This window comes from Parendozoicomonas sp. 2304DJ65-17 (assembly GCF_058148445.1).
Map to the genome: position 1 here is coordinate 39,489 of NZ_JBYVJV010000002.1, position 25,618 is coordinate 65,106.

The window sequence follows — 25,618 nt, forward strand, 5'->3', positions numbered from 1 at the left end:
TTTGCCCGGTTTTTTTATGCCTGTAAGAAACCTTTTTGCATATAACGCTGTTGTTATCCCGACCTAGCAATTTTTCCTGTGATTCCGAATCTATACTGGTACGGATATTTCCACGGGAGTTTAGGTTTGGGAAAAAAAGCTACCGTTTATTCCTCTACTGGCAAGAAAGCCCTGATTTCAAGGTATGAACTTGCTTGGGTTATGGCTCTCGCTGGAACAGGTCTTGGCGCTGGCGTCCTTTACCTTCCTTTTGCTATCGGTACAGGTGGGATCCTTCCCATACTGGTGCTTACAATTTTTTGTGTTCCTCTTGTTTTATTTAGCCACCGTAATCTTTCCCGTGTGTGTTTGAGCCCGGAAATGCCCGGGGCAGATATGCACAGTGTTATCCGGCATACATTTCCTAAACGCTATTCAGCACTTTTTATTCTGGTTTGTTTCCTATCTGTATTTCCAACGCTACTCATTTACGCGATAGGCATTACAAACATCACTGCCAGTTTCATTGGGCATCAACTGCAGCAAGTTGTTCCTGACAGTAAATACATCTCTGCCATTCTGATTATTCTTTTGGTGACTGTTTTAGCAGGCGGAGAAAAATGGTTATTAAGAGTTGCCAGTGCCATGGTTACGCCGCTGACGTTAATTATGTTGAGTATGGCTGTTTATCTCATACCTTACTGGCAATTAGATTTTCTATTTTATAAACCCGAAAGTAATGATTTCTGGAAAGTGATTCTTCTGGGGCTTCCGGTCATGACGTTCTCTTTTTATCACGCTCCTATGTGCGCAGTTATGGCGCGTGGTTACAGAGAACATAAGGGCACTTCAAAAGAACACTATCATTCAGCTGATACGGTACACCTTATCAGCACTGTTTTGCTGTTCATTGTTATCCTGTTTTTTGTCGTCTCTTGTCTGCTTTGCTTAACACCTCATCAGTTGCTGGAATCGCAGCATGGAAATCTTCCAATTCTGTCTGTGCTGGCAAACGGTTCAGGCAATCCTTGGTTCTCATTTATTGCACCAATTATTGCCTTTCTCTCTATCGCCACATCATTCTTTGGTTTTTTTCTTGGAACTGTTGAGTTGATTAATGGCATTCTGTCCCACGCTGTTAATCATATAACCAGGCGTAATACCGCAACTCCTTCATCAGTACACCGTATAAGCATTATTCTGGCCGCAGTTGGCTGTTGGGTAGCTGCAATCAGCAACTGGGATATTCTTGAAGTGATTGCTGGCCTTGTGGCACCAATGATGGCCATTGTCGTGTTTTTTATTCCTTTGTTTGCGATTTATAAATTCCCGGCGTTAGGTGAAATGAGAAGTAAGCCTCAGGATATTTATGTATTTGTGGGAGGGGCAATAGTTGTTACCGGGTTTGTTGTTTCTCTTATTGCTGGATAGCCCTGTAAGTGATTCCTGCAGAGCGTAGTGGCTGTGTTATGATTTGGCCGCTTCAAAAAAACAGAATCAAGAGCAGGGCACCGATGACTATCCAATCTTTTCACCCACCCAAGCGTACATTAATGGGACCAGGGCCTTCTGATGTTTATCCTCGCGTAACAGAAGCTCTCTCACGTCCAACTATTGGCCACCTTGATCCTGAATTCGTACGAATGATGGATGAGGTTAAAGAGCTGCTGCAATACGCCTTTCGTACTGAGAATGCGCTGACCTTGCCAGTTTCTGCTCCCGGCTCTGCGGGAATGGAAACCTGTTTCGCCAACCTCGTTGAACCAGGCGACAAAGTTATTGTCTGCATTAATGGCGTGTTTGGTATGCGGATGAAAGAGAATGTGGAGCGTTGTGGTGGTGAAGCCATTATCGTTCAGGGTGAATGGGGTCGTGCCGTTGATCCGGCTGCTGTGGAAGAAACCTTGAAGGCGAATCCAGATGCTGCAATTCTGTCTTTTGTTCATGCAGAAACTTCCACAGGTGCCCGCAGTGATGCAGAAAAGCTTTGCGCGCTTGCCCGCGAACACAACTGTCTGACGATTGTTGATGCTGTAACGTCTCTCGGTGGCAGCCAGCTGGAAGTGGATGCCTGGAGTATTGATGCTATCTACTCCGGCACGCAGAAGTGTCTCTCCTGCGTACCAGGCCTTTCCCCAGTAAGTTTTAGCCAGAAGGCTGTGGATAAGATTCAGAGTCGTAAAACCAAGGTTCAAAGCTGGTTCCTCGATCTGAATCTGGTGATGGGCTATTGGGGTAAAGGTGCCAAGCGTGCTTACCACCATACTGCGCCTGTGAATGACCTTTACGCTTTGCATGAGTCTCTGGTCATTCTTCAGGAAGAAGGCATTGAGAATGCCTGGGCGCGCCATCAGCAGCATCATAATGCGTTGGTTGCAGGTCTTGAAGCCATGGGAATGTCGATGGTTGTTCCAGCAGATGAACGCCTAGCACAGTTGAATCTGGTAACTATCCCTGAAGGTGTTGATGACGCAGCTGTTCGTTCTCAGTTGCTGAGTGATTACAATCTGGAAATCGGCGCCGGCCTCGGTGATTTTGCTGGTAAGGTTTGGCGTATTGGTTTGATGGGTTGTGCGGCTACAAAGACGAATGTCTTGTTCTGCCTGGGGGCATTGGAAGCTGTACTGGGTAAGTCTGGTGCAACCAAAGCTGCTATGCGTGTATATGGCTAGCACCTGTGGTTAGGAATACATAACCTTTTCAAAAACCAGATGCTTCTTGGCATCTGGTTTTTGATTGTCATTATTTTCATATTTACATCGATCTGCGTGAGGTATTAGCGTTTTTGTACAAGTTTGTGAAACTCGATTAATTGGAATAACAAGGCCAACTTACCCACAGACCCTCTAGGTTTTAAAAACAAAGGAATAACGACACCAAAAGCGTTTTAAGCTAGCTTTTTTCTTGGTGATTCCTGATAGATATATTATTAATTCCTATTCATAAAGTTTTCGTCCTTTAGGCCGATATTACTTGGCACTACTTCTTTCACTTGTGATAGCAATGCTAGTAAAAAGAGGCTACACCGCTCTTCTGGGTACACCCGAGCAGCGATTAAAAGAAAAATTAGAAATACTAAGAAAGGCATCTTCTCAAGGAGTTTATAAAAGTAAACCTGTTTCGAAAGTAAACCCAGAGTTTGCTCTTTCCTCTCTATCCAAGCAAAGCCACTCTGTAGAGGGGAAGCCTACAAAAGGTTGGACAGAAACAGTGCTCAGGGGGATTACAGGCTGGGTTCTTGAGAGCCGCTTTTGTCCTCAAAGTCCTTACGTTGATCAAAAACGGTCTGAGTATTATGTAACTTCTGAGCTGGATAATTATCATGCCGATGAGGCTACCGGACTGATAAAGGGATATAAGGAAAACCTGCTCAGAAATTTAGATGAATTCAAAGATGCATTTTTTCCTCATTACGATAAATCCTTTAAGGATTCTGGTGGCGTCTGCTACGGACTTGGAGCCAGCTATCTCCAAGCTGCCCTATGCGATGATTCTCAGGGTGAGCTTAAAATCTTAGCTGAACGTTTAGAGATCATGACACGGTCCCCCGAACAGGGTTGGATTTTTTTTGGTCGACAATACTATGATCTACCATCAGCTATTCAAGAGGCGAAAGAGCAATATAACGAGTTTTGCTTGCAGTGTGATCCTGCCAGAAACGGAACAAACTATGAGCAATTTATTCAGGAAAACCCTGAGGCTATGCAATTACTTGAGCTGCAACCATGGGTAGAACTTGTCGTTTTCAATCAAGAGCCTTGGACTACTTCTATTGGGAAAGATGGGCAGCAGCAGGCTGCTGCCACAAATGCGCTATTAATGCATAACCAGAAGCTAGAGAGTGTTTCCTCGGGAAAAGGCACTAGCCCCATTTGTGCTTCAAAGATGATTCCTTTCAGTACAGATAGAAAAGGGGCCCTGAAGCTATTATTGGAGCTTCCTTATGGGCATTACATGGTTAGTACCGGGAAACATGTGATGAATGTTTCTATCAGTAGATCAGAAATACAGATCTTTGACCAAGAGCAACCCCAGCTCTTTATTCGCTGTGATAGAGAAAAAGCTGAAGGTATCGTCGATGATTTTTGTAAATCAGTTTATACAGATGACGATCAAGGCGGGGTAGCATTTTCTATCCAGTTATTTGAGAAGAATACAAGGAAAGGGCAAGCGCGTTGTCAATTGGTAAGAGGTCAGCTTTCAAAACTAGCCCATGATGTTAGAGCATTTGATGCTATGGGCAGTCTGACTAGGAACAAAGATGGGTTTGATGAAATACTAATTGCAATCTCTGAAGACAACTTAGAACGGTTAGAAGAACTGCTTGAGCACTTCCACCATACAGAAACCACGCCGCCTCTCGCTGAGTATATTAATGTCTTGCTTTGGCAAAAAGGGACAGAAAATTCGATCAAGCTCTTAATAAAATATGCTATTGCCAGCGGGCAAAAATCACTCTTAGGGGAGCTGATAGTCCATGCCGCAGAAGTTCAGAATATCGCTCTACTTCAATTATTAATCAGCCAAGGCGTAACTTTTAATTATGAGCTTGATTCGGATCAGGTTCAGAATCCTATTTCCTTACTTAGAGAGCGAGGAGTAGAGGTAGAAGGAGATGAGGAAGAATACGTAGTAAACAGTCCTCTATTGCTGGCCGTTTCTGAGGGCAATCTGGAGATGTTTAAATTACTGTTGAACAGAGGCGTTGACCTTAGAGGCGCAGAAGTTAAGGAAGCAGCTGTATTGGCCATAGAAAGTGAAGAGGATGAGATGTTGGACATTCTTCTTCAAAAAGGCTGGCGACCTTAGCACATTGAAGGATAGGAATCTGAGACCTGATCTGACGATATGCGACCAAGTGCCGGTAAATGTCGGATCAGTTCCCAATATCTATAGTTATAGTGCTGAGGGCCCCGGAAACCATACCTTCTAGATTATGTAGCTTCTGGAATTAGTGAGCCCTACCGTCGTCCGAGTCGCCTGAGATTAGCAGGAGTGAAGTACCGACTGTCTAGCTCCACTGAATAGTCTCTTGCCGTATTTCCCTTCCCTGGAACGCCATCAATAAAGTACTCTCCGCTTAGAAGGTCATGATAAGTCATTGTGCCGTACAGTGTTGCCATAATGTCATAAGAAAACTTGAGATAAGTGGTATTACTTCTCCACAGCTGATTTCTACTGTCATAGATATCAGCCAGTGAAATGGTCCAGCTGTCTTCATCTACGTAGAAGATTCGGCTTTTGTAGATATGGCGGTTATTATCCTTAAGAGTGGCTTTGACTTTCCAGATCCTGTGGAGCTCCCAGCGCACTGCCTGTGGATTCGGGTGGTTTGGGGTAAGCAGCTCTTTAGCTTTGAAAGTTTCTATTTTGTAGTTGTTGTAGGGAATATATTTTTCTTCAATTCCCAGAAGCTCCCAGTTGTAACGGTCTGGTGCGCCATTGAACATGTCAATCTCATCTGTGGTCACACCGCCAGTATTTGGTGTGTCGTAGGCAATGCTTGGCCCGCGCTTTACTCTGCGTTGTCCGGGAAGGTAAACCCAGGCTTTACGCGGAGACTTTTTCGCATCAATGGATGTGTGAACCATAGTTATTTCCCCAGCCTCCCTTGCCGGCTGGGTTGTAGTGAACATGGCGTAGGACAGCTTATTATCTACGTCTTCCGGGCTTAGTTCTGGCAGATAATAATTAAACAACAGATCAACTTTTTCCTGGCCTAAAAAATATTCTCCGCTGGGGTATACGGTCGCATTGCTGGTAAACAGAGACGCTCTTAACCCTTGCCAGCGGGCGATATGGTTCAGAATAACTTCCTGACCTGTTGCTGGAATTGGAAAAGGAATACCTGCTACCGCACCGGTAAAGCCATTGCCGTCTGCACTCAATTCAGCGCGGGTTGCATTAGCGATAGTATTTTTCTGGATACGTTCGGGGGCAGTATGGGTTCTCCGGCTGGTGTAAACGTTCAGATAATAGGTGTCAGGATATTTCCGGAGTAGTGCGCTCTGCCCATCAGAAATTTTGTCTGCATATTGATCCATATTCTTGGCTGTGATGGTGAGCAGTACTTTATCATCGCTGAACGGGTCTGGTTGAGGAGAGCCTGTTCCCCGATAGTTTGAGGGAATTTGGCTCAGTTTGAGACCGCCGGTCCATGCCGGAATTGTACCCTCTTCATTGCCTTCACGGATGGCACCGAATGGAGTCAGCTCCCCCAAAAGGCGCTTATCTTGCTCTGCTGGAAGTTTTGCCTGAGTAGTATTGGCAGATGTAAGCAACATAAAGCTGCTCAGCACGACAGCTGATAAATGCAGTTTCATTGGAAATACCTGTTGTTATTTTTAGAATGAGTACGAAAGGGTCAGAGCAACGTTGTCGCGATCTTTCATAAGATTGTTTTTGCCGCCAAAGAATCGGTTGTAACCAAGATTGCCAGTCAAACCGTTTCCATATTGGGCCTCGAGACTTACATTCAGGGTTTTGCGATTTTCTATAAAGGTAATACCGTTACCTTTTACATCGTGGGCGAGAGAGAGGGTGGGTTTGAGATCCAGCCCTGGCAGAACACCTGTTTTCAGTCCGGAAATCACCAGATCGTAGCCCCAGCCCGATTGGTGAAATGCAGTAAAACCGGTTTCTTCAGTAAGATTGCCGGGCAGGTAATGGCCTGTGCCCTCAATCAGAAGGGTGAAGTCATCCAGCCCAAAACGGGGGCCAAGCGCAAAGTTGGCATTCAGAGATGAAGTGATGAACTCAGTTCTTTTATAGAGATCAACCCTCGCTGAACCTGTTCCTAATACTCCGATACCAACATTGGTGGGTACACCTGATCCACCACCACTCTGGAGAGCACTATTAGCTAATGCAGCGGGTTCTTCCAGAGTGGTTGCAACAGGCATATTTGGGCGATACGTTCCCTCAAAGGCAAGGCCAATACCGCCAATATTGCCAGTGGCGGTGATCCCAAATACCCGAATGTTTTCTGGATAAACCATATTGAGTCGAGTGGTATCCAGATAGTGCAAGCCATCTGCCAGTGGAGCCATGCTTGGATCAAGCAGGGCTAGCGTGTTACATAACTCCTGAAACTTCCCGGCATTGCCTGAGGCGCCACCTGAGGCTATGTATGTGGAACAGCCTGCATTATTACCATCCTGGAGCTGAAATAGAGGTGAGCGGCTGTGATAGTTAATAAAGAACAGGCCAAACTCGCTATAGTTCAGCTGCTCCGCTACATAGCGCAGGGATACACCAAACTGGCCACTGTCTTTCGTCTTACGACGGGTATCATGAGTTTGGTTAATTCTGACAATACCATCAACACCACTCACGCCTGGAACCTGAGGTAACAGTGCTGGGTTTGGCACCAATGCACGGATATCTGCAATCATGCCCTGGCCGCCTTCGATAACATCAACTTCGCTGAGAAAAGCATCAGAAGGCTGTAGCTTATGAGCTTCAAATTCGAACTGGTAGAAAGCCTCCAGGCTCAACTGATCCGTTAGTTCGGACTGAACCAGTAAAGAGTTAACGGGGCGGATAACCTCTTTCACCTGCGTGCCAGGTAAGCTGAGTTTCTCTACATCCAACGGGCTGATGACATTCAGTCCGTCTGGGCGGAATAACCCTTCACCCCAGTTAATTGCTTGTCTGCCGAAACGAATGGTGAGAGGGCGACTGGTAATTTCAAACTGACCGCTGAGATAAGCATCAAGAACTTCTGTGCCGGAAGCGCTGTCGATCAGTTTGCTGCTGAACTTTCGGGTATGCCCGGTATTCGAAAAAATATTTCTGTTATCGGGTTTATTATTTTTGATCGCTGAGTCATACCAGGCTGAACCACGTACAAACAGATCAAAATTGTTATAAGACAAAGCCAGGTCTGTTGAAAGTTTGTAGATACTGGAAACCAGACCCTTACCGTAAGCAAGAGAACCATCATTGGTATTATGGTTGCTACTATTCGTCAGTTTATGAGTGTCGACTTCTTTTAAGCGCCACATGGAGGTGTACGACAGAGTAGTATCCAGTGATCCGGAAACCTGATCATCTAAGGCATTGAAAGTGATACCTTGAGCCATACCTGTCATACACAAGCTGGCGATAGCGAGCGTGAGAGGTTGTAAAGGTTTTTTTCTGAAGCGATAAGCAAGCCGCTTTGACTGATCTTTTGTTGTTTTGATTTGCATTTTTTTACCACGTAACAGTCCTTACCCGCTAATAAGGCAGGTGGTTACTGTTAATGAGTTGTTATTGTTTTTATTTTTCAGGCTGTTCCAGGTAATTGGAGGCCTGTTATTAAAAAGCTGCTTTTAATAGCTGGTCACGTTTGTCCAATCCCTCCATCCATAACAGTATTTCGTTGATAGCCAGGTCAGGGTTACCAATCTGGCAGTGTTCTGCACCACACTCTTTATGAGTTGTCAGGCGGGTTGTGACAGATCTGGCACTGCTCATGGCTACGGCCTGTTTCTGCAATTGATTTCTGGGAACAAGATGGTCAGCCTCACCAGTAATAAGCAATACATCTTGCTGAATCTCGATTGCTCTTCGTTTCAAACTGAAGTCCATAGACCACTTCACAAACCCATAGGGGTCGTCTTGTCCGCTGGTGTGTATACCGTGACGGATACCCCATTGAGCTTTTGGGTCGATGGCCATCTTTTTATCCATCAGTTTGTTGATTAACCTGTGACAGCCTGCCTTCACCAGACCAAAAACCAGACTTCCTTTTACACCGCCGAGATTGTCCTTAAGACAATCGGAAAAGTCGTACATAGCTCCCCAGCACACAACACGACGAACGCGCGGTTCGCGTGCGGCAGCATAGGGTGCAAGCAATCCGCCGAGGGATATACCCATCAGGGTACAGCTGGTGACTTTGAAGTGATCGAGAACAGCCTTCACAGGAGCCTCCCAGTTAGCCGTCATAGGGAGATGGGAGTGGCGCAGGGCAGAGCCCTGCCCTTGGCCTTCGAACAGAATGACACGGTAACCAGTTTCGGAGAGGGAAAGTGAAACGGTATACAGTTCTTCAATCAGGCCATCGAATCCACTGCAAAACAGCAGAACATCTTTTTCTTCACCCTTTGCGGGAATATCAATGATACCCAGCTTACCATTGCGGAAACTGATAGAGCTGTGCTGTTCGGCAGCTTTGGGAGTGCTCTGGTAAAAATACTTGATGAATTTATTGTAGGCCTGCAGTTTTTCCGGGTGTTCCGGCTCCATGAAAAACTCAGCAGCACGATAAAAAAAGCCAGCGTCTTTAAACTGTTGCTTACTTTCAGAAGCTTCAGCTTCCTGGAGCATTACTGAGACAAAGCTTTTAATATCTGGAGTTTGTTTGCCTATGTCCTGCAACTTTCGATGATCTATTTCCCAGGCCAGTCGATTGAACATAAAGTTCAGAGTTTCGTCGGCAGTGTACTGGTGATACCCAGCTTTTTTTATATTCATCCTGCGTCTTTCCTGATTGTACGTGGCTTATTTCACCGTCACTTTACAAGCATGAACTGGAAGATTAGGATCATTTGGCGCTGAATTTTTACCTTTTCGCGTCGTGTTTCTGGTGGTCAGGAAGGAAAATAAAAATGCAGGCTGGATTTGTTCGTGCGCAGCTTCTCAGAGGTTTTGAACAGGTAGTCAGCGAACTTGGCTGTAACCCGAAAGACTTGTTCAAGGTTTATGGCATTGACCTCTTGAACTGTCAGGATGACAGGCTTATTCCCTATTCTCATGTTGAGCGGCTTATTACCGGGGCTGCTCAGTTAACAGGGTGTGAATACTTTGGCCTTCTGTGTGCGAAAGATCTGCAACTTAAGGACTATGGTGCTATCGGGCAATTGTTGAGAGTTGCGCCGACATTTGGAACTGCAATTCGGGATTCAATTCGTCATCTGAAAGTTAATGTATCATGTGTTGAGCGAACACTTCATACTGAAGGTAACATAGCCTGGATATCTCATCATAGTGCCCTTGGTATAACTGCTCCACCACCACTGATTCAGCTTTCTGTTGCTGTTAATTGGCGCTTCTATCATTTGCTCACTCGTGGACAATGGAGCCCTCGCAGCGTCTCTTTTACTTTTGATTTTCCAGATGATGCGGATTTTTTCAGCCGATTCTTTTCTCTGCCTGTGACCTTCAATGGCGACTTTGATGGGGTGACGTTTGATGTGGATGATCTGAATCTGTTACTTCCGGAGAGTGATCCTCCTATTTATAAAGCACTGGGCCAGCTGGCTTTGACTATGGAGCGGGAGCTTCCGGATAATTTTCTGGACTCGGTTAAATCCCTGATAAGTCGGGCTCTTCAGGAAGGCCATTGTTCTGTGGCTGCAGTGTCAGCTTATTTACCCTATGAAAAGCGTGCCCTGCAACGACGGTTGAAAAATCTTGGAACCAGTTATCAAGAAATTTTGGATGACGTACGTTATGACAAGGCTGTTGTCTATTTAAAGACCACGGATTTTACCGTGTCTCGTATTTCCGAATCGCTCTGCTTTAAAAACAGTAGTGCATTTACCCGATGGTTTAGAAAGCGGTTTGGTATGTCTCCAAAACAGTGGCAATCGAAACACGTCAAAATGACATAAAAAAATCCCCGTGCTCTTGCGAGTAAGGGGATTTTTTTGAATAACATCAGCTATCAGGCAGCGTCGGTATCAGCCGCTTTAAACATGTCTGCATACTCATCTTCAAAGAAGAACTTCTCTTCTCCGAAAGCCGGTTCCAGCTGATCCAGCCAGGTAGCCTTCTCGTCGTACTTAGCGAAGAACGGACGGTAGCACCACTCAGGGTTACGGCCCTGCAGGAAGCGCAGAACAAAGACTTTCTCGCCGTTAACTTCAGCAACTCCAGTCACTTCAATCTTACCTGGGCCTGCACTCATGGAAGGCCCACGAACTGTACGACCAAGGCCGGACATACGGTTAATTGCCGTACGGTAGATTTCGTAAGCTTCAGCCAGAGGAATCTCGAAGTAGTGCTTGGCACCAGTGTCGCGGGCTACGAAGAAGTAGTAAGGAACAATGCCCAGAGACAGCTGAGTCTGCCAGTTCTTCACCCAAACATCAGGATCATTGTTGATGTGACGGGTCAGAGGAGCCTGTGCGCGGATCATAGTGCCGGTGGCACGGATGCGCTTGATAGCTTCTTTGCAGACGTCAGTCTTCAGTTCCTGATAATGGTCGAAGTGAGCCATGAATGCCAGTTGCTTGCCAGATGCAGTGATTTTGCTGAACAGTTCCAGCAGTTCGGCAGCATCATCGTCGGAAACAAAACGGTATGGCCAGAAGGTCAGAGTCTTGGAACCGATACGAATGTTCTTGATGTGATCGAATTCAGGCTCCAGAAGAGGTAGCAGGTATTCTTTCAGGAGACGGGTCTTCATAACCAGTGGATCACCACCGGTGAACAGCAGGTCAGTGATTTCCGGGTGCTGCTTCAGGTATTTGTGCATGGTGGACGCTTCGGTAGCGGCCATCTTCAGCTCGTCTTCACCAATGAACTGGCTCCAGCGGAAGCAGAAAGTGCAGTAGCTGTGGCAGGTCTGACCCTGGCTTGGGAAGTACAGTGCAGTTTCACGGTACTTGTGCTGCATACCGGTTACAACTTTGCCATCTACCATTGGGCGGTTCATGGTCAGCTGGCCAGCTGGGTGTGGATTCATGGAGTACTGAATCTTACGGGCGGCTTCTTTAATGTCTTCAGCAGAAGCGCCGTTGCGGTGCAGGTCAGCCATCAGTTCGAACTGCTCAGGCTTGAGCATGCCTTTCAGAGGGAACATCAGACGGAATACGGGATCGTTCGGTACACAGCTCCAATCGATCAGTTCGTTAACCACATACTCGTTTACACGGAAAGGAAGAACGCTGGCAACAACACGTACTTCAAACTGCATTTCTTCAGGCAGAGCCATGAACTGTTCAATGCTGTTGAGGTTACGTTCGGTGTAAACCTTGTAAGGGCGGCGTTCTTCGCTGGAAGCGATCAAATGAACTGCGTCGTTGCTGTTAGGCATCGAAGCTCCTCGTAAAATTGGAATAGGCTGAACCTCGTCAATCAACGTCTGTTGTCTGAGGCATGTAGGCTGGGTGTATAAATTTTGGCGGTATTTTACGAATGCTGGTACTTGCTCACAATCAGGTACTGCCGTATGAGTGGTGGGTGGGTTTACGTGTTGTTATATCGTCTCATACATGTTTGGTTTTTCTTGTTGGTTGGTTGAAGGTGCTTATATTCCGCTGTGTGTAGGCTTTTCAGCAATCACTGCAATGTTTTCTTTTCCTACCCGTAAATGAGCTTCGCTGGCGACTCCCGCACTCTTGGTTGTGCCGATAAAACTGCTGATTTTTACTGAATAACCTGAGGTTTTGAGGTGCTGTGTAAAAGCGTTTTTATCCAGAAAGGTAAGATGAGCTGGAAGGTTATAGTCCTGCGTTGGAACTGCATCAGCAGAGCTGACCTGAATAACCCCATGAGTTGGCTGGGGAACTGATGAACCGTTCATTTTCTGAAAGCTGGGATGTTCTGTGGATAGCGACACTACATAAAGCCTGCCACCCGGTTTTAGAACTTGATGGGCTTCTCTTAAAAAGTTCAGAACAGTGCCTGATGTCATGACTGTAAATACCCGGTGAACAATAATTGCGTCCAGTGAATTTGGGGCAAAATCTCCAAAGCCTGATGGAAACAGGTCGTTATTCAGGAGCAGGCCGGATGTGTCGTGTAAACCATGCACAGCCTGGTCAAAAATAGACAGCAGTTGTGTAGTTTCCGGCTCGTTGCAAATTAGAGTGTTGCCCTTGCCGAGAAGCCGAAGGCAGGTTTCCCCAAGCCCTGCGCCAACATCCAGAATGGTTTTGTCATGAAGTGAGAAAAGCTCCTGATAAAAAGGGTGCTTTAGGTTTTCGTCTTTAATGGCAACGGTAAAACCCATTTTCCCCAGTGTCGCATGAACATGGCTTTTTCGGGTTTTTGAGTAGAGTTGGTCTACCAGATTTGGTGCTTTGGCTTCATCAACATAATCGCTGGCAGAAGAGCCATCCCGCATTTCATGGGCAAAGTTCACTGCAAGAGTTCGCACTATAAGATTTATGGTTGGAGCATGCTGTTTGAGCGCGGCAATAGCCTGAGGTTCTTCTGCAGATACGCAACAACTGCCAGTTCCTGTTTTGGGAAGTGTTTCAAACGCAGTAGCTACCTGAGCCTTTAAGGTTTGAATATCAAAGCTTGCGAGGGAGCGGTCGGTTAAAGCAGGCGACTGATGACCTGCAGGAAAATGAGGTGATTGGTTGTGTTCTCTCTCAGCGTCAGTAGTCGCTCCAAGCCTGGAATAACTACTTCCGGCTGCTGTTGTAACTGGCTGGGTCCGTAATTCCATAATCCCTTCTTTCCCATAAGAGCAACCAGATAGGTTCAGGATTATAAGGAGAAGCAGGAATTTTACCCTGACAAGGGAGTTAGCAACGCTGTAGAAACAGATTTGGGTTTTCATTATTTATTCTTGCAGGGATCATCCATTTATCCCTGCAAGAATAGACGGGATCAGGCCAGCATGGGTTTCAGGAACTGGCCAGTATGGGATATCTTCATCTCGGCGACTTCTTCTGGTGTACCGGTAGCAATAATCTGGCCGCCACCATTACCACCTTCAGGCCCCAGATCCACAATCCAGTCAGCAGTTTTGATCACATCCAGATTGTGTTCAATAACAAGCACAGTATTGCCATGATCACGCAGACGGTGCAGAACCTTGAGCAGTAACTGAATATCTTCAAAGTGAAGACCGGTGGTTGGCTCATCAAGAATGTAGAAAGTCTTGCCGGTATCCCGCTTGGAAAGTTCCTTGGCGAGTTTTACACGCTGGGCTTCACCACCAGACAAGGTTGTCGCGTTCTGACCAAGGTGAATGTAAGACAGACCAACATCCATCAGGGTTTCCAGCTTACGCCTTAGGGCAGGAATGGCATCGAAGAAAGGCAGGGCTTCTTCAACCGTCATTTCCAGCACTTCATCAATGCTTTTGCCCTTGTACTTCACTTCCAGAGTTTCACGGTTGTAACGCTTGCCTTTGCAAACATCGCAGGGCACGTAAATATCCGGCAGGAAATGCATCTCAACCTTGATAACACCATCACCCTGGCAAGCTTCACAGCGACCGCCCTTCACGTTAAAGCTGAATCGACCGGGTTTATAACCGCGGGAGCGGGCCTCTTGTGTACCGGCAAACAGTTCACGAATAGGAGTGAAAATACCGGTGTAGGTGGCAGGGTTGGAACGTGGAGTACGGCCAATAGGGCTCTGGTCAATATCGATACACTTATCAATATGTTCAAGGCCTTCAAGGTTTTTCCAGGGTGCTGATTTCAGTGTGGTGGCACCATTCAGCTTTTCTCCCAAAATGGGGTAGAGAGTGCCATTCACCAGCGTAGATTTACCGGAACCAGATACACCAGTAACACAAGTCAGCAGACCAAGAGGTACCTTAAGTGTGACATTCTTCAGGTTATTGCCAGTACAACCGGATAGTGTGAGCTGCCATTTTCTATCCACAGGGATGCGCTGTTCGGGAATTTCTATACGACGAGCGCCAGACAAGTACTGACCGGTAATGGAATCTTCATTAGCCATCACCTCTGCAGGTGTACCGCTGGCAATAATCTGCCCGCCGTGAACCCCGGCACCGGGGCCAATATCCAGAACATAATCGGCAGTGCGAATGGCATCTTCATCATGTTCCACGACGATGACTGTATTTCCCAAATCCCGTAAGCGGGTGAGAGTTTTTAGCAGGCGATCATTGTCCCGTTGGTGCAGGCCGATGGAAGGCTCATCAAGGATGTACATAACCCCGACAAGGCCAGCACCAATTTGGCTGGCCAGACGAATACGCTGGGCTTCACCACCAGAGAGAGTGTCGGCACTGCGGTCGAGAGTCAGATAGTTCAAGCCCACATTGTTGAGGAAGCTCAAACGATCCTGAATTTCTTTCAGAATCTTGGAAGCAATCTCACCTTTCTGGCCGGTCAGGTGCAGCTCTTCAAAATGTTTAAGTGCGCCTTCAACTGGTAGGCAGGTGACTTCTGGCAGTGCGGTTTCTTCAATAAAGACATTGCGAGCTTCTTCCCGCAGCCGTGTGCCCTTACATTTGGGGCAGGGCTGGGTAGCAACGTATTTGCTCAACTCTTCCCGTACAGACTGGGATTCTGTGTCTTTATAGCGGCGCTCGAAGTTAGGAATAATGCCTTCAAAGCGATGGCGCTTTTTATAAATATCCCCACGGTCATTGATGTAACTGAAATCGATCAGCTCATCGCCAGAACCATGAAGAATCATCTGCTGATGTTCGCCGGAAAGTTCTTCAAACGGAGTGTCGATAGAAAAGCCACAATGCTGTGCCAACGACTTGAGCATGTGGAAGTAATAAACACTGCGACGATCCCAACCCCGAATCGCACCTTCTGCCAGGGTGAGCTCCGGGTTGTGGATAATTCTGTCTGGATCAAAGAACTGTTTTACCCCCAAACCATCACAGCTTGGGCAGGCACCTGCTGGGTTGTTAAATGAAAACAGGCGAGGCTCAAGTTCATTGATGCTGTAACCACATTCCGGGCAGGCAAAACGAGCGGAGAAAACAATATCTTCAGCATCGTCATCCATAAAACTGACAACGGCAAGACCGTCGGCCAGTCCAAGAGCTGTTTCAAAAGACTCTGCCAAGCGAAGTTGTAAATCATCACGAACCTTTACGCGGTCCACAATCACTTCAATAGTGTGTTTCTTGTTCTTTTCCAGAGCCGGGACGCTGTCGAGATCGGTCACAATGCCGTTAATGCGAGCACGGATAAAACCCTGGCTTTTCAGTTCGCTGAACACATGAACATGCTCCCCTTTACGAGCACGTACAACGGGTGCCATCACCATCAGTTTTGAGCCTTCTGGCAGTGCGAGCACCTGATCAACCATTTGGCTGATAGTCTGCGCTTCCAGGGTATGGCTGTGTTTAGGGCAGCATGGAGTACCTACCCGGGCAAACAAAAGACGCAGGTAGTCGTAAATTTCGGTAATGGTGCCAACAGTGGAACGAGGGTTATGGCTGGTGGACTTCTGCTCTATAGATATAGCCGGAGAAAGTCCTTCAATATGATCAACATCCGGCTTTTCCATCATCGAAAGGAACTGCCGGGCGTAGGCCGACAGGGATTCTACATAACGGCGCTGACCTTCGGCATACAGCGTATCGAATGCCAGAGATGACTTACCGGAACCGGACAAACCAGTGATAACAATCAGTTTGTCGCGAGGCAGGTCAATATCAATATTCTTGAGATTATGAGTGCGCGCGCCACGTACGGTTATGGAATCCACAAAATAACTCCCACTGAGAACCGGACGATTATAAAGCAGGCGCGCCTGTGAAGCATTCGGTAAGTATTTATCTGATGTTATTTCTCTTAGTCTTCTTCGGTTTCCAGCAGCCGTTTTGGATGCATACCGTTAACCATTCCCATAAATGGCCCGAAAATGCTGTAACCCAGCATGCGGCGAATGTTTTCACTGCAATCTCGAACTCGCTCTTTGGGAATAGATAGAGAGAAGTTTTCCTGCTGCCGACACCAGGGTTCACAATACTGAGCTGTTACGGCAAGTCGCGGATTTGCTGATTTGTTTTCACCGCCGCCATGCCAGAGAGTTCCCAGAAAGAATACGACAGAGCCAGCAGGCATAACGACGGGTATCTGTTGCTTCTGTTCTTCTGCATTTGGTGTTTTGTTTCCCCATTTGTGGCTGCCGGGAATCACCATGGTAGAGCCATTCTCTTCAGTAAAATCGTCGATAGCCCAGATCGTGGCAGCGCCCAGCGCTTTTCTTGGTCGCGGTACCTGATAGAAACCATCATCGGCATGCAAAGCCTGTTGGTTTTCACCGGACAGAATGTTGATGGCCTGTAGCTGTGAAAGAAGGTAATTGGGGAGAAACAATCGGTCGAGTAGTTCTAGAATGATTGGGTGTTCAACCAGTGGGTCGCAGCAATGGGTTTTATTCAGTACGGAATACAGCCTTTGGGTTTTTAGCCCTTCAAACGGGTTGCGCCCGCAATGATCACTGAATAACTCAAGGAGTTCTGAACGAATGCGGCTGACTGTTTCTTCAGGCAGTACATTTTTAAGAATGATATAGCCGTTTTGGTCCAGCTCTTCGAGGAGAGGTCGAATGACTTCTGGATCCATCTTGTCATGTTTACCAGCAGTAGATTGGTATTTGCTGGCCCACTCTTTTGAGGTGTAGTCGGTGATATTGGAAATAGCGCTCATATTATTATTTCGCTTGCTTGAAGAACGTATTCACAATAAATGAGAAACGGGAATGATGGCGCTAAAACTCTCGGGTTTTGACCTCTGTTTGTTGGTAGATGACCTCAGGCAATTGAGCGATTGCGATATTCAGAGGGTGAGAAACCTGTCCATTGTTTGAACGCTTTGCTGAATGATCCTGTATCCATAAACCCGGTTTGGAAGGCGATAGCTTTGATTGGATCGCTGCTGTTTAACAGAAGATGGCAGGCCTGACGCCGCCGGAAATTGTTCTTTAACTCCTGATAAGTTAAACCCAAAGCCTGTAAGCGCCGGGACAGAGTTTGGGGTGACAGAGATAGCTGTTTGGCAACAATATCAAAACCAGGAAGGTTTTCTGATTGTTCTAAGAGCGAAAAAATCCTGCCCTCCAAAGAGTTGCGATGCATTCTTACCAACATCCACTCTAAAGAAGCCTTGGTATAGCTTGAGGAAATATCATCGGTATTGGTTAATGGTTTACTCAACTCACTGGCAGGAAATTCCAGCACACTGTCTTCAGACTTGGAAATATGCTCACAATCAAAAAGGTAGGACATCTCTTTTCTGAAAGCGTCTTCAGAAAAATTGAGACTGACTTTTGATAAAGCAATTGGCTGGCCACGTAACCAGCACAGAATCTTGTAAAAACCTAACAGCATCGCCTGATTGAAAAAGGGTGAACTGGCTTGCATCGAGTTTTGGTACTGCAGATGCAATCGACACTTGCCTTCAGATTCTTCCAGTTCAAAGACTGGGCTGTTATGGAAAAGAGAAAAGAACCGATTTGCGGCTTCTATCGCTGCTCGCAGGTTGGAGCACTGCTGCATAAACCAGGTTAATTGCTGCAAGCCATTGATAGGAATTGGAGTGCTGAAAAAGCCCAGCGTTTCATCTTGAAGATGAGCACGAAGAGCGAGAAGAAGGGCTGAGTACTCAGTAATACTGACCTTGTCGGGTATGGAGTTGTTTCGCCAGGATGAAAAACCGGACTGCTTCAGGAAGAACTGTAAGTCGTCACTCTTATGGTGCAGGCCTGCCATTGCTTCCTGAACAAATTGTCGAGGAATGGTTGGAAGATTTAGAAATTCCCGGGATATCTCCATAGACCTGTCACAGCTTTTTTGTCACAGCTTAACGTTATTGTGATTTTGCCACTATAGCTCTGTTTCCATGCAGCTTTAACAACATAGTCAGATGTTGTAAGCATTTCGTGTGTTTTGTGAACTGACAGAATAACAACCTCTCTAACATCGACTGTTTTTGAATGTATATGGGGTGAGGTATGGAAGTTGGACTTGGGGAGCCACGATATAACCTTCGGAGAAAGAGAGTAAGAGAACCACAAGACGATGGTAGCCAGTCGGCTTCACTCAACGGAAAAGGGGTAAAAAAAGCAAAGGTTGAAACAACAACTCTTCCTGCAAGTGAAGCCCCCATAACTATGTTCGATTTGATGGGGAGGGCTATAGCCAAACTAGGCTGGAAGGACTTGGAAAGTCCTCCCCCTGTCACCCGAAATCAAAAAAAGCCCGTATACAAGGAGTTCGAAGAATTCTGGCAGTCAAGAGATGGGTCGCCTGAGTGGGAGGTGGCTCTGGGGATGTTTCTGGGACGTTACCCGTGGTTGCTTATACTGCACCCTGAGTACCTTACTCAGCATTCAGACACTGATGAAAGCACCCTTATGCATGTCTTGTGCACCATTCCTAATCTGGCCGGGGTGTTAAGTTTGGCTGTGCAAACCCCTGAGGGACAAAAAGCCCTCACTATGAAAAATAAGAAAGGCTATACGCCTCTTCAAGTGATGGCATTTACTCAGAGGAAACAGTTGCTCGATATTGTGCGTAACAGGTCTGAGCGCAAAGAGCTTTTTATGACAACAATCGAGGGATCAGTTCCTCTTCATGCCGAGAGCATGGATGCCAACTTTGTAGTTTGTAAAAAACTGATGAAGCTGTCACCAGAAAGTATTTTTGTGAAAAACTGGCGTGGCGATACTCCCTTTGATCTTATGATGGTGAACGACAGGTTCACAGAAGAACAAAAACTGGAGTTATTAGAGCTGGCATCGGGTATTGATGGGTTTAAAAAAGCATTAGCCAGTATTAATCGATGTGCTTACTCGGTTTTGGAAGTTGAAGAAAGAATCCAGGAACTAACAAAAGATTTTGCTCCTCCATTTAAACCTGTAACGATGACTTTTGAAGCTAATCAAGAAGAAGATAGTGAGTGTGATAGGAGCTTTTCTGGGCTGGATTTAGCCCTGCCTTTGCCTCCAGCCTTGTCGCCTCCTTTTCTTGTAGAAATGACTGAACAGCATGATTTGTCATCAACTCTGGGGCATGGAAATCAACAGATTGAAAACCATGCTCGTTACCTGCTTCAGGGGATTGGAGTTGTAGGGGTTTATGGTCGGTTTACATGCTTTCCGGGAGAAACACCCACGCACTTATATTCTCTAGGGGACGAAAATGCCAGCATTCAGCTGGTAAGAAAACTTGCAGATGCTGGTGCGAAACAGATCCAGTTAAGACTTTCCCCTCCCGATGAAGTTCATGCTTCCAGAAACCGGTCAATAACAGATAAGCCTCCTGAGCTTCTGACTCAGGAAGAGAAGGAAGCACTGAGAAAAATGAGGGAAGTTGCTTTAGCTAAGATGGCTTTGCTGCTATCTGATACAAACTATTCCCCGGAAAAAGGACTTCCTCAAACAGTGCAATTAGGGGATTGTCAGTTACAGATCATTCCCTACGACCAGTTTCAGGAGAGTGAACCCCAACTGGAATTAAGTTTCCTGGATGTTTCTCATCGCCGGTTTGATTCTGCGGGAAGCTATCCGGATAACTATGTCACGGTCACCCCTTTCCGCTATGTAAACCATGTCCAAATGGCTTTTACTGATATTCATGATCAGTGCTTCAATAAGCAAGATTTAGGTTTACCACCAAACTGCATTCTCTCAGAAGGGCGTAGCGAGTGTAATTCGTTGCCAGGGGCAAGTGAGGCTTTGTGTTTAAAGCATCTGGATCAACTCATAACCCTGTGTAAATCAGGAAAGCTTCATGCAGGAGTGATCTACGGGGTTCATCACCCTGGGCTGCAAGGAGCGGAAGGTACGCTAGTTAGCAACTGGATAAGAGGGTTGCAAAGAATGGATAAACCAGTGGTTCTCTTCGTCCACTCCTCAAGATTGTCTGAGTCTGCGAGATCAGAGCTTGAAGCAGGGGGAACTTCCTTCATTAGTCTGGAGAATGCAAAAGAAAGCCTGATAGACAATCTTTCAGATTGTAAGGGGGTTGTCATTTGTACAATACCAGAACTGCCTAAACCCGCTTTCCAGTATGTGTTGGATAACTCTGATCTCCCGGCCTTAGTGGAAGGGGCTAATACAACGTCAGCAATGTTAGAAACCGGGCATACTTATATTTCTCTTTATCCCGAGGGAAAAACGCCGGTTCCCTTCGAAATGGGATATCCCTTGGAAGCGCTTAAGGCGGAAGCTTTTGCTTATAAGTTAGCGCTAATGCCTAAGGGGATCGAAATGATGCAGGAACTCAAAGAGCTGGTAGAAAAAGATCAGTATGACTTATGCCTTGCCAAGTTGAAAACTTGGAAGCGAGGCATAGATGGTCTCAAATTCCTTTTCAAATCGCCAGACTGTTCTGATGCGACAGGGCAGGATGTTGTTACTGTTCAGGGATTACTGAAAAAGGGTATGGATGGTAATTTGGGAGAACTTGGGAAACAGGCTCTTATTGCTGCTTTGGATCCGTCAGCTGAAGGCATGGAACGATATATTCGAGAATGTTTGGATGAGACATCTTTCACCAGAGATCATTTCCGAATGATGATGGAGCACGTGAAGCAACCATTTAACGACTCGGTAATGATGACATTGAAACGATTTGCCCAATTGAAACGCGTAGAGGTTGGTTGAACCATGTACGGCTATGTAAGGCAGCCTACTTTAGCTAGCGAGTTGTGATAACCTCAACGACATTCGTCAGATAATTACAGATAAAAATGACCAGAATAAAAATACTGACAAAATGGATCGCCGCAGTTGTAACAGCTTTTCTGGTAATACTGCTGACCGCTGCTTTTTTCCTTCCTGCACCTTACGCGGTGAATATTTCTTTGGGAGATATTTTTGGCGGCAAAACGCCAACCTCTCAGGTTGTGGATTCTCGATTTACTGTTCCAGAAGGTTTTTATATTCAGGTCTTTGCTGATGAACTGGAGAACCCTCGCGTTTTACGAAGCCTCCCCTCTGGAGATTTTCTGTTAAGTCAGCCTCGTAAAGGGGAAGTCACTCTGTTACTCGGCGATAAGGATGGCGATGGCAAAAGTGATGGCCAGCAGGCTTTGTTAACTGGCCTGGATAGCCCCCACGGTTTAGCTCTGTATAAAAACTGGTTGTATGTTGCGGAAACCGGAGCAGTTAGCCGTATTAGTTTTGATCGTGAAACTGGGCAAACCCAAGGAGAACTTGAACCAATCATTACCGACATTCCAAGAAATGGAAATCACTGGACCCGCACTATTCGTTTCGGGGCGGATGAGAGGTTATATCTGTCGGTAGGTTCAAGCTGCAATGTCTGCGAAGAAGAGCACAGACTGCGGGCAACGATTTCCCGTTATCAACCCGATGGCAGCAATCAGGAGATTATTGCCACCGGTTTACGCAACTCTGTAGATTTTGACTGGGATAAGCAGGGGCGACTCTTTGCTACTGAAAATGGCCGGGATCTTTTGGGAGATAACTTTCCACCCGATGAGCTGAATGAAATTAAGGTGGGAGAGTTTTATGGCTGGCCTTTTGCGCATGGCGACAAAGTGCCAGACCCGGAATATGGACAAGGGCGTGAGATGGATGTTGCAAAAAGCCTGAAGCCCGCCCATAAGTTTGCAGCCCATAATGCGCCACTGGGCATGATTTTTTATCAAGGCGGTCGAGCATCATCTCTGGAAGATTCAGCGATAGTTGCGCTTCATGGTTCCTGGAATCGTTCTGAGAAAGATGGTTATAAAGTCGTGTCTCTTCGCTGGAAGGGCGAAGCTATTGAAGAGACTGAACTGATCACTGGATTTGAAAAATATGGTGATGTGATCGGGCGCCCGGCATTTGTAGAGCAAGGTCTGGCCGGGGATATTTTCATTACCGATGACTTTAGTGACGTGATTTACCGGTTGAGTCCACCCTCTGAATAAACCATCAACATCCCTGATATGCTGATATAGTTGCGCCCTCGGCTTAATAAGAACGTTGTTGGTCATAATGAATTCACTGGAAGTAAGAGCAGCCTCTTCTCTCGCATTTGTTTTTGCTTTGCGAATGATGGGGCTGTTTATTCTGCTACCTGTGCTGGCTGTTTATTCAGATCAGATTTCAGGCAGCACCCCCGTGCTGATTGGTTTAGCTATAGGTGCCTATGGGCTGAGTCAATCGTTATTACAGATTCCTGCAGGTCTGCTTTCTGATCGTATTGGCCGTAAGCCGGTTATTATTGGCGGCCTGCTTGTTTTTGTTGCCGGTAGCATTCTGGCTGGTGCCAGTGACTCCATTTGGGGAGTTATTGCCGGACGCTTTCTTCAGGGAGCCGGCGCTATTGCCGCAGCCATTACCGCGCTGCTTGCTGATTTAACCAGAGAAGAAAACCGTACCCGTGCGATGGCAATGGTAGGAATGAGTATTGGGCTTTCATTCTGCATCGCCATGGTTCTTGGGCCTTTGCTGGCAGAAAGTGTGGGTATATCTGGATTATTTTATGTTTCTGCGGTTATGGCTCTGCTGGCTGTTGGGTTGGTGATCTTTGGGGTGCCTACACCAGTACGACAAAAGGCGAATCGTGAAACTGTTACGGCGGTCTCCCAAATCGCTGTTGTACTCAGGCATAAACAGTTATTGAGATTAAACGCAGGGGTTTTTGTACTTCACTTTGTGCTGATGGCGCTGTTTGTTCATTTGCCAGTGGCCTTGCAAAATCTGGCCGGCTTGCCTCGAGATGAGCACTGGTGGGTTTATCTGGTCTCTATGATACTTTCGTTTATCGCTATGGTGCCGTTCATTATCCTTGGCGAGAAAAAACGGTTAATTCGCCCTATTATGATTGGTGCTGTTGCCCTGTTATTTATTGCACAAATGGGCATCTGGCTGGGTAACGCGAATTTAATGGCTCTGGTCGCTGGTGTGCTGCTGTTTTTTGTCGCCTTTAATTATCTGGAAGCAACATTGCCTTCCCTTGTCAGCCGTATTGCACCTGCAGGTGCCCGCGGTACAGCTATGGGAGCATTTTCAACCAGCCAGTTTCTTGGGGCAGGTTTTGGAGGTGCTGTTTCCGGCTTGGTCTACCAACATGCTGGTGAGACGGGTATCTTTGTTCTGGTGGCAATTGCGACTGCCCTATGGTGGTTATTGTCTGTTACCATGAAGAATCCCCCTTATGTCAGCAGTATCGTACTGGACCTTTATCCGGTAGAGCCGGAAGAATCCGGACGGATGAGTGATCGTCTAGCTACGGTGGCAGGCGTCAAGGAAGTTTCCTTGATCGTTGAAGAGCAAACGGCTTATCTGAAAGTAGATAAGAACCTGCTCAACGAACAGCATTTGCGCCAGTACGGGGACTGGTAAAAACCGGCTGCAGGCAGTTGGTTCATACTTTTTATTGATAGAAGCAATACAAGCACTATTTATAAGAGTATGTTTTTAATATGAGTATATTTATTGGCACAACCAGCGGGTTGTGCGAAGCAATGTTTTGAAGAAAAGCTTTTGAAAAATAAGGCTTTCGATAAAAGTTATTGAATGGGAGATAGCAATGGCTCGCGGTGGTGTTAACAAAGTCATACTGGTGGGTAATCTCGGAGGGGATCCGGAAGTTCGTTTTACCCCAAATGGCAGTGCGGTAACCAATCTGAGCATTGCGACGAGTGAATCATGGCGTGATAAGCAAACCGGTCAGCAGCAAGAGCGTACCGAATGGCACCGTGTGGTGATTTTCGGCAAGCTGGCTGAAATTGCAGGCCAGTACCTGCGCAAGGGTTCCAAAGTGTACCTCGAAGGCAAGCTGCAAACCCGTAAGTGGCAGGATCAGCAGGGCCAGGATCGTTACTCTACAGAAGTTGTGATCGACATTAACGGCCAGATGCAGATGCTGGATGGTCGTCAGGAAGGCGGTAACATGAATGCTGGTGGTAATTCCGGTTACGGACAGCCTGCACAGCAAGCTCCGCAACAGCAGGCTCCGCAGCAGCGTCCACAGGCGCAGTCTCAGCCTGCAGGTAATGCCGGTTATGGTCAGCCTCAGCAACAGCCTGCTCAGAACCAAGGCTATGGTAACTATTCCCAGTCTCAGCAGGGCGCTCAAAAAGCACCTCAGGGTAACCAGGGTTATGGTCAGCCACAACGCCAGCAGGCACCTGCACAACAGCCTGCACCTGCCGCAGCACCAGCTGGTGGCTTTGATGATTTTGACGATGACATCCCGTTCTAATTAGAACGGAATATCGTCATCTAAATTGAAAACGCCCTGCAAGTTTGCGGGGCGTTTTGTTATCTGTCGTGATGAATTACAGGCACGGAGCTTTGCAGGTTTGTGCAGATTGTTTTCCGTCCCAGGGTTTATCCAGCCACGCATTAATTCCTCCGGCATAGCGGTACACTTCCTTGTAACCCAGCTTAATTGCCCAGGCTGCGGCACTATGGCTTCGATCGCAAATCGTGCGGCCGCAGTAAAATACTAACGGTCTTTCCAGGTTTTTTCCTAGCTGTGATTGAAACTCTTCCTGTGTTTGCCCTTCCATAATTTCAACATCCCAACTTTTTATTAGTACAGGATCCCGTGGAAACCAAAAGTGTTTTGCTCCGGGAATGTGATGCTTCTGATATCTGGTAAATGGCAGTGTGTCCATTATTAAGGGATTACGATCAGACTCTATAAGGCTTTTCAAGGATCCAGTTGTCATAAGGTGATAGCCACCAGATTCTGCCAGTTGATGGTTTCTTACGATCAGATCATTAATTTCCCGCTCAGTGGGTGGTGGTTCATTTGGTATTGGTTTTAAACAACAGCCGCCCAGAAAAGCCGTCAGTAAGACGGGCAAAAATAGGTGTGCTTGCTTTTTGTTATACATCCCAGCTCCTGATGTGTCATTGCACGGATTGTGTCCAGAGGTGCAGGCTGGGAAGGATAGACCAGTTATAAGGCTGATCTTTGCGGGTTGCTTGTCTGTCTACTAGGCTGATGCGGTTAAAAGAAAACAGTTATCGGGCGAAAGGGATTGCTGATACCGGA

17 protein-coding genes are annotated in these 25,618 nt (G+C 46.6%); 8 read left to right on the forward strand and 9 right to left on the reverse strand.

What is annotated here, in order from left to right; translation table 11 throughout:
• Window positions 1–126 precede the first annotated feature (126 nt).
• The 3 genes from ACY2RR_RS05250 to ACY2RR_RS05260 all read left to right on the forward strand — a co-directional run bounded on the left by ACY2RR_RS05250 (window position 127) and on the right by ACY2RR_RS05260 (window position 4,788).
• On the forward strand, window positions 127–1,410 hold the full coding sequence (locus ACY2RR_RS05250; RefSeq protein ID WP_490107085.1) for an amino acid permease: 1,284 nt from the start codon (window positions 127–129) through the stop codon (window positions 1,408–1,410).
• Between the two features lie 83 nt (window positions 1,411–1,493).
• Complete coding sequence (locus tag ACY2RR_RS05255; RefSeq protein ID WP_490107086.1) at window positions 1,494–2,651, forward strand: pyridoxal-phosphate-dependent aminotransferase family protein; 1,158 nt, start codon at window positions 1,494–1,496, stop codon at window positions 2,649–2,651.
• A 301-nt stretch (window positions 2,652–2,952) separates the two neighbouring features.
• Window positions 2,953–4,788 carry an ankyrin repeat domain-containing protein gene (locus tag ACY2RR_RS05260; protein WP_490107087.1) on the forward strand — a complete coding sequence of 612 codons (1,836 nt, stop codon included), beginning with the start codon at window positions 2,953–2,955 and terminating at the stop codon, window positions 4,786–4,788.
• Between the two features lie 152 nt (window positions 4,789–4,940).
• On the opposite strand, the gene ACY2RR_RS05265 is transcribed toward ACY2RR_RS05260, so the two are convergent.
• The 3 genes from ACY2RR_RS05265 to ACY2RR_RS05275 form a co-directional block, all read right to left on the reverse strand.
• Window positions 4,941–6,302: a DUF1329 domain-containing protein gene (locus ACY2RR_RS05265; protein ID WP_490107088.1), complete on the reverse strand. Its 1,362-nt coding sequence runs from the start codon at window positions 6,300–6,302 to the stop codon at window positions 4,941–4,943.
• Between the two features lie 21 nt (window positions 6,303–6,323).
• Window positions 6,324–8,171 (reverse strand): DUF1302 domain-containing protein, encoded by a 1,848-nt coding sequence (locus tag ACY2RR_RS05270; RefSeq protein WP_490107089.1) that lies wholly within the window; start codon window positions 8,169–8,171, stop codon window positions 6,324–6,326.
• Window positions 8,172–8,280: 109 nt separating this feature from the next.
• Window positions 8,281–9,441: an alpha/beta fold hydrolase gene (locus tag ACY2RR_RS05275; protein ID WP_490107090.1), complete on the reverse strand. Its 1,161-nt coding sequence runs from the start codon at window positions 9,439–9,441 to the stop codon at window positions 8,281–8,283.
• A 134-nt stretch (window positions 9,442–9,575) separates the two neighbouring features.
• Here ACY2RR_RS05275 and ACY2RR_RS05280 point away from each other — a divergent pair, with 134 nt between their 5' ends.
• Entirely contained in the window at window positions 9,576–10,580 is a 1,005-nt protein-coding gene (locus ACY2RR_RS05280) for an AraC family transcriptional regulator (protein ID WP_490107091.1), read from the forward strand.
• Between the two features lie 53 nt (window positions 10,581–10,633).
• Here the strand turns inward: ACY2RR_RS05280 and ACY2RR_RS05285 are convergent, their stop codons facing one another.
• The 5 genes from ACY2RR_RS05285 to ACY2RR_RS05305 all read right to left on the reverse strand — a co-directional run bounded on the left by ACY2RR_RS05285 (window position 10,634) and on the right by ACY2RR_RS05305 (window position 18,427).
• Complete coding sequence (locus ACY2RR_RS05285; RefSeq protein ID WP_490107092.1) at window positions 10,634–12,007, reverse strand: KamA family radical SAM protein; 1,374 nt, start codon at window positions 12,005–12,007, stop codon at window positions 10,634–10,636.
• Between the two features lie 213 nt (window positions 12,008–12,220).
• Window positions 12,221–13,369: a class I SAM-dependent methyltransferase gene (locus tag ACY2RR_RS05290; RefSeq protein WP_490107093.1), complete on the reverse strand. Its 1,149-nt coding sequence runs from the start codon at window positions 13,367–13,369 to the stop codon at window positions 12,221–12,223.
• Between the two features lie 164 nt (window positions 13,370–13,533).
• Window positions 13,534–16,356, reverse strand: a complete 2,823-nt coding sequence (gene uvrA / locus ACY2RR_RS05295; RefSeq protein ID WP_490107094.1) for an excinuclease ABC subunit UvrA — start codon at window positions 16,354–16,356, stop codon at window positions 13,534–13,536.
• A gap of 86 nt (window positions 16,357–16,442) precedes the next feature.
• Window positions 16,443–17,303, reverse strand: coding sequence for a phytanoyl-CoA dioxygenase family protein (locus tag ACY2RR_RS05300; RefSeq protein ID WP_490107095.1), 861 nt, complete (start codon window positions 17,301–17,303; stop codon window positions 16,443–16,445).
• 104 nt (window positions 17,304–17,407) lie between these two features.
• Window positions 17,408–18,427 (reverse strand): AraC family transcriptional regulator, encoded by a 1,020-nt coding sequence (locus ACY2RR_RS05305; RefSeq protein ID WP_490107096.1) that lies wholly within the window; start codon window positions 18,425–18,427, stop codon window positions 17,408–17,410.
• 179 nt (window positions 18,428–18,606) lie between these two features.
• Here ACY2RR_RS05305 and ACY2RR_RS05310 point away from each other — a divergent pair, with 179 nt between their 5' ends.
• The 4 genes from ACY2RR_RS05310 (at window position 18,607) to ssb (ending at window position 24,817) form a co-directional block, all read left to right on the forward strand.
• Window positions 18,607–21,261 (forward strand): hypothetical protein, encoded by a 2,655-nt coding sequence (locus ACY2RR_RS05310; protein WP_490107097.1) that lies wholly within the window; start codon window positions 18,607–18,609, stop codon window positions 21,259–21,261.
• Between the two features lie 86 nt (window positions 21,262–21,347).
• Window positions 21,348–22,535 carry a PQQ-dependent sugar dehydrogenase gene (locus ACY2RR_RS05315; RefSeq protein WP_490107098.1) on the forward strand — a complete coding sequence of 396 codons (1,188 nt, stop codon included), beginning with the start codon at window positions 21,348–21,350 and terminating at the stop codon, window positions 22,533–22,535.
• Window positions 22,536–22,602: 67 nt separating this feature from the next.
• Entirely contained in the window at window positions 22,603–23,955 is a 1,353-nt protein-coding gene (locus ACY2RR_RS05320; RefSeq protein WP_490107099.1) for an MFS transporter, read from the forward strand.
• A gap of 187 nt (window positions 23,956–24,142) precedes the next feature.
• Complete coding sequence (ssb, locus tag ACY2RR_RS05325; protein WP_490107100.1) at window positions 24,143–24,817, forward strand: single-stranded DNA-binding protein; 675 nt, start codon at window positions 24,143–24,145, stop codon at window positions 24,815–24,817.
• A 76-nt stretch (window positions 24,818–24,893) separates the two neighbouring features.
• Here the strand turns inward: ssb and ACY2RR_RS05330 are convergent, their stop codons facing one another.
• Entirely contained in the window at window positions 24,894–25,457 is a 564-nt protein-coding gene (locus ACY2RR_RS05330) for a rhodanese-like domain-containing protein (RefSeq protein WP_490107101.1), read from the reverse strand.
• Between the last annotated feature and the right edge of the window lie 161 nt (window positions 25,458–25,618).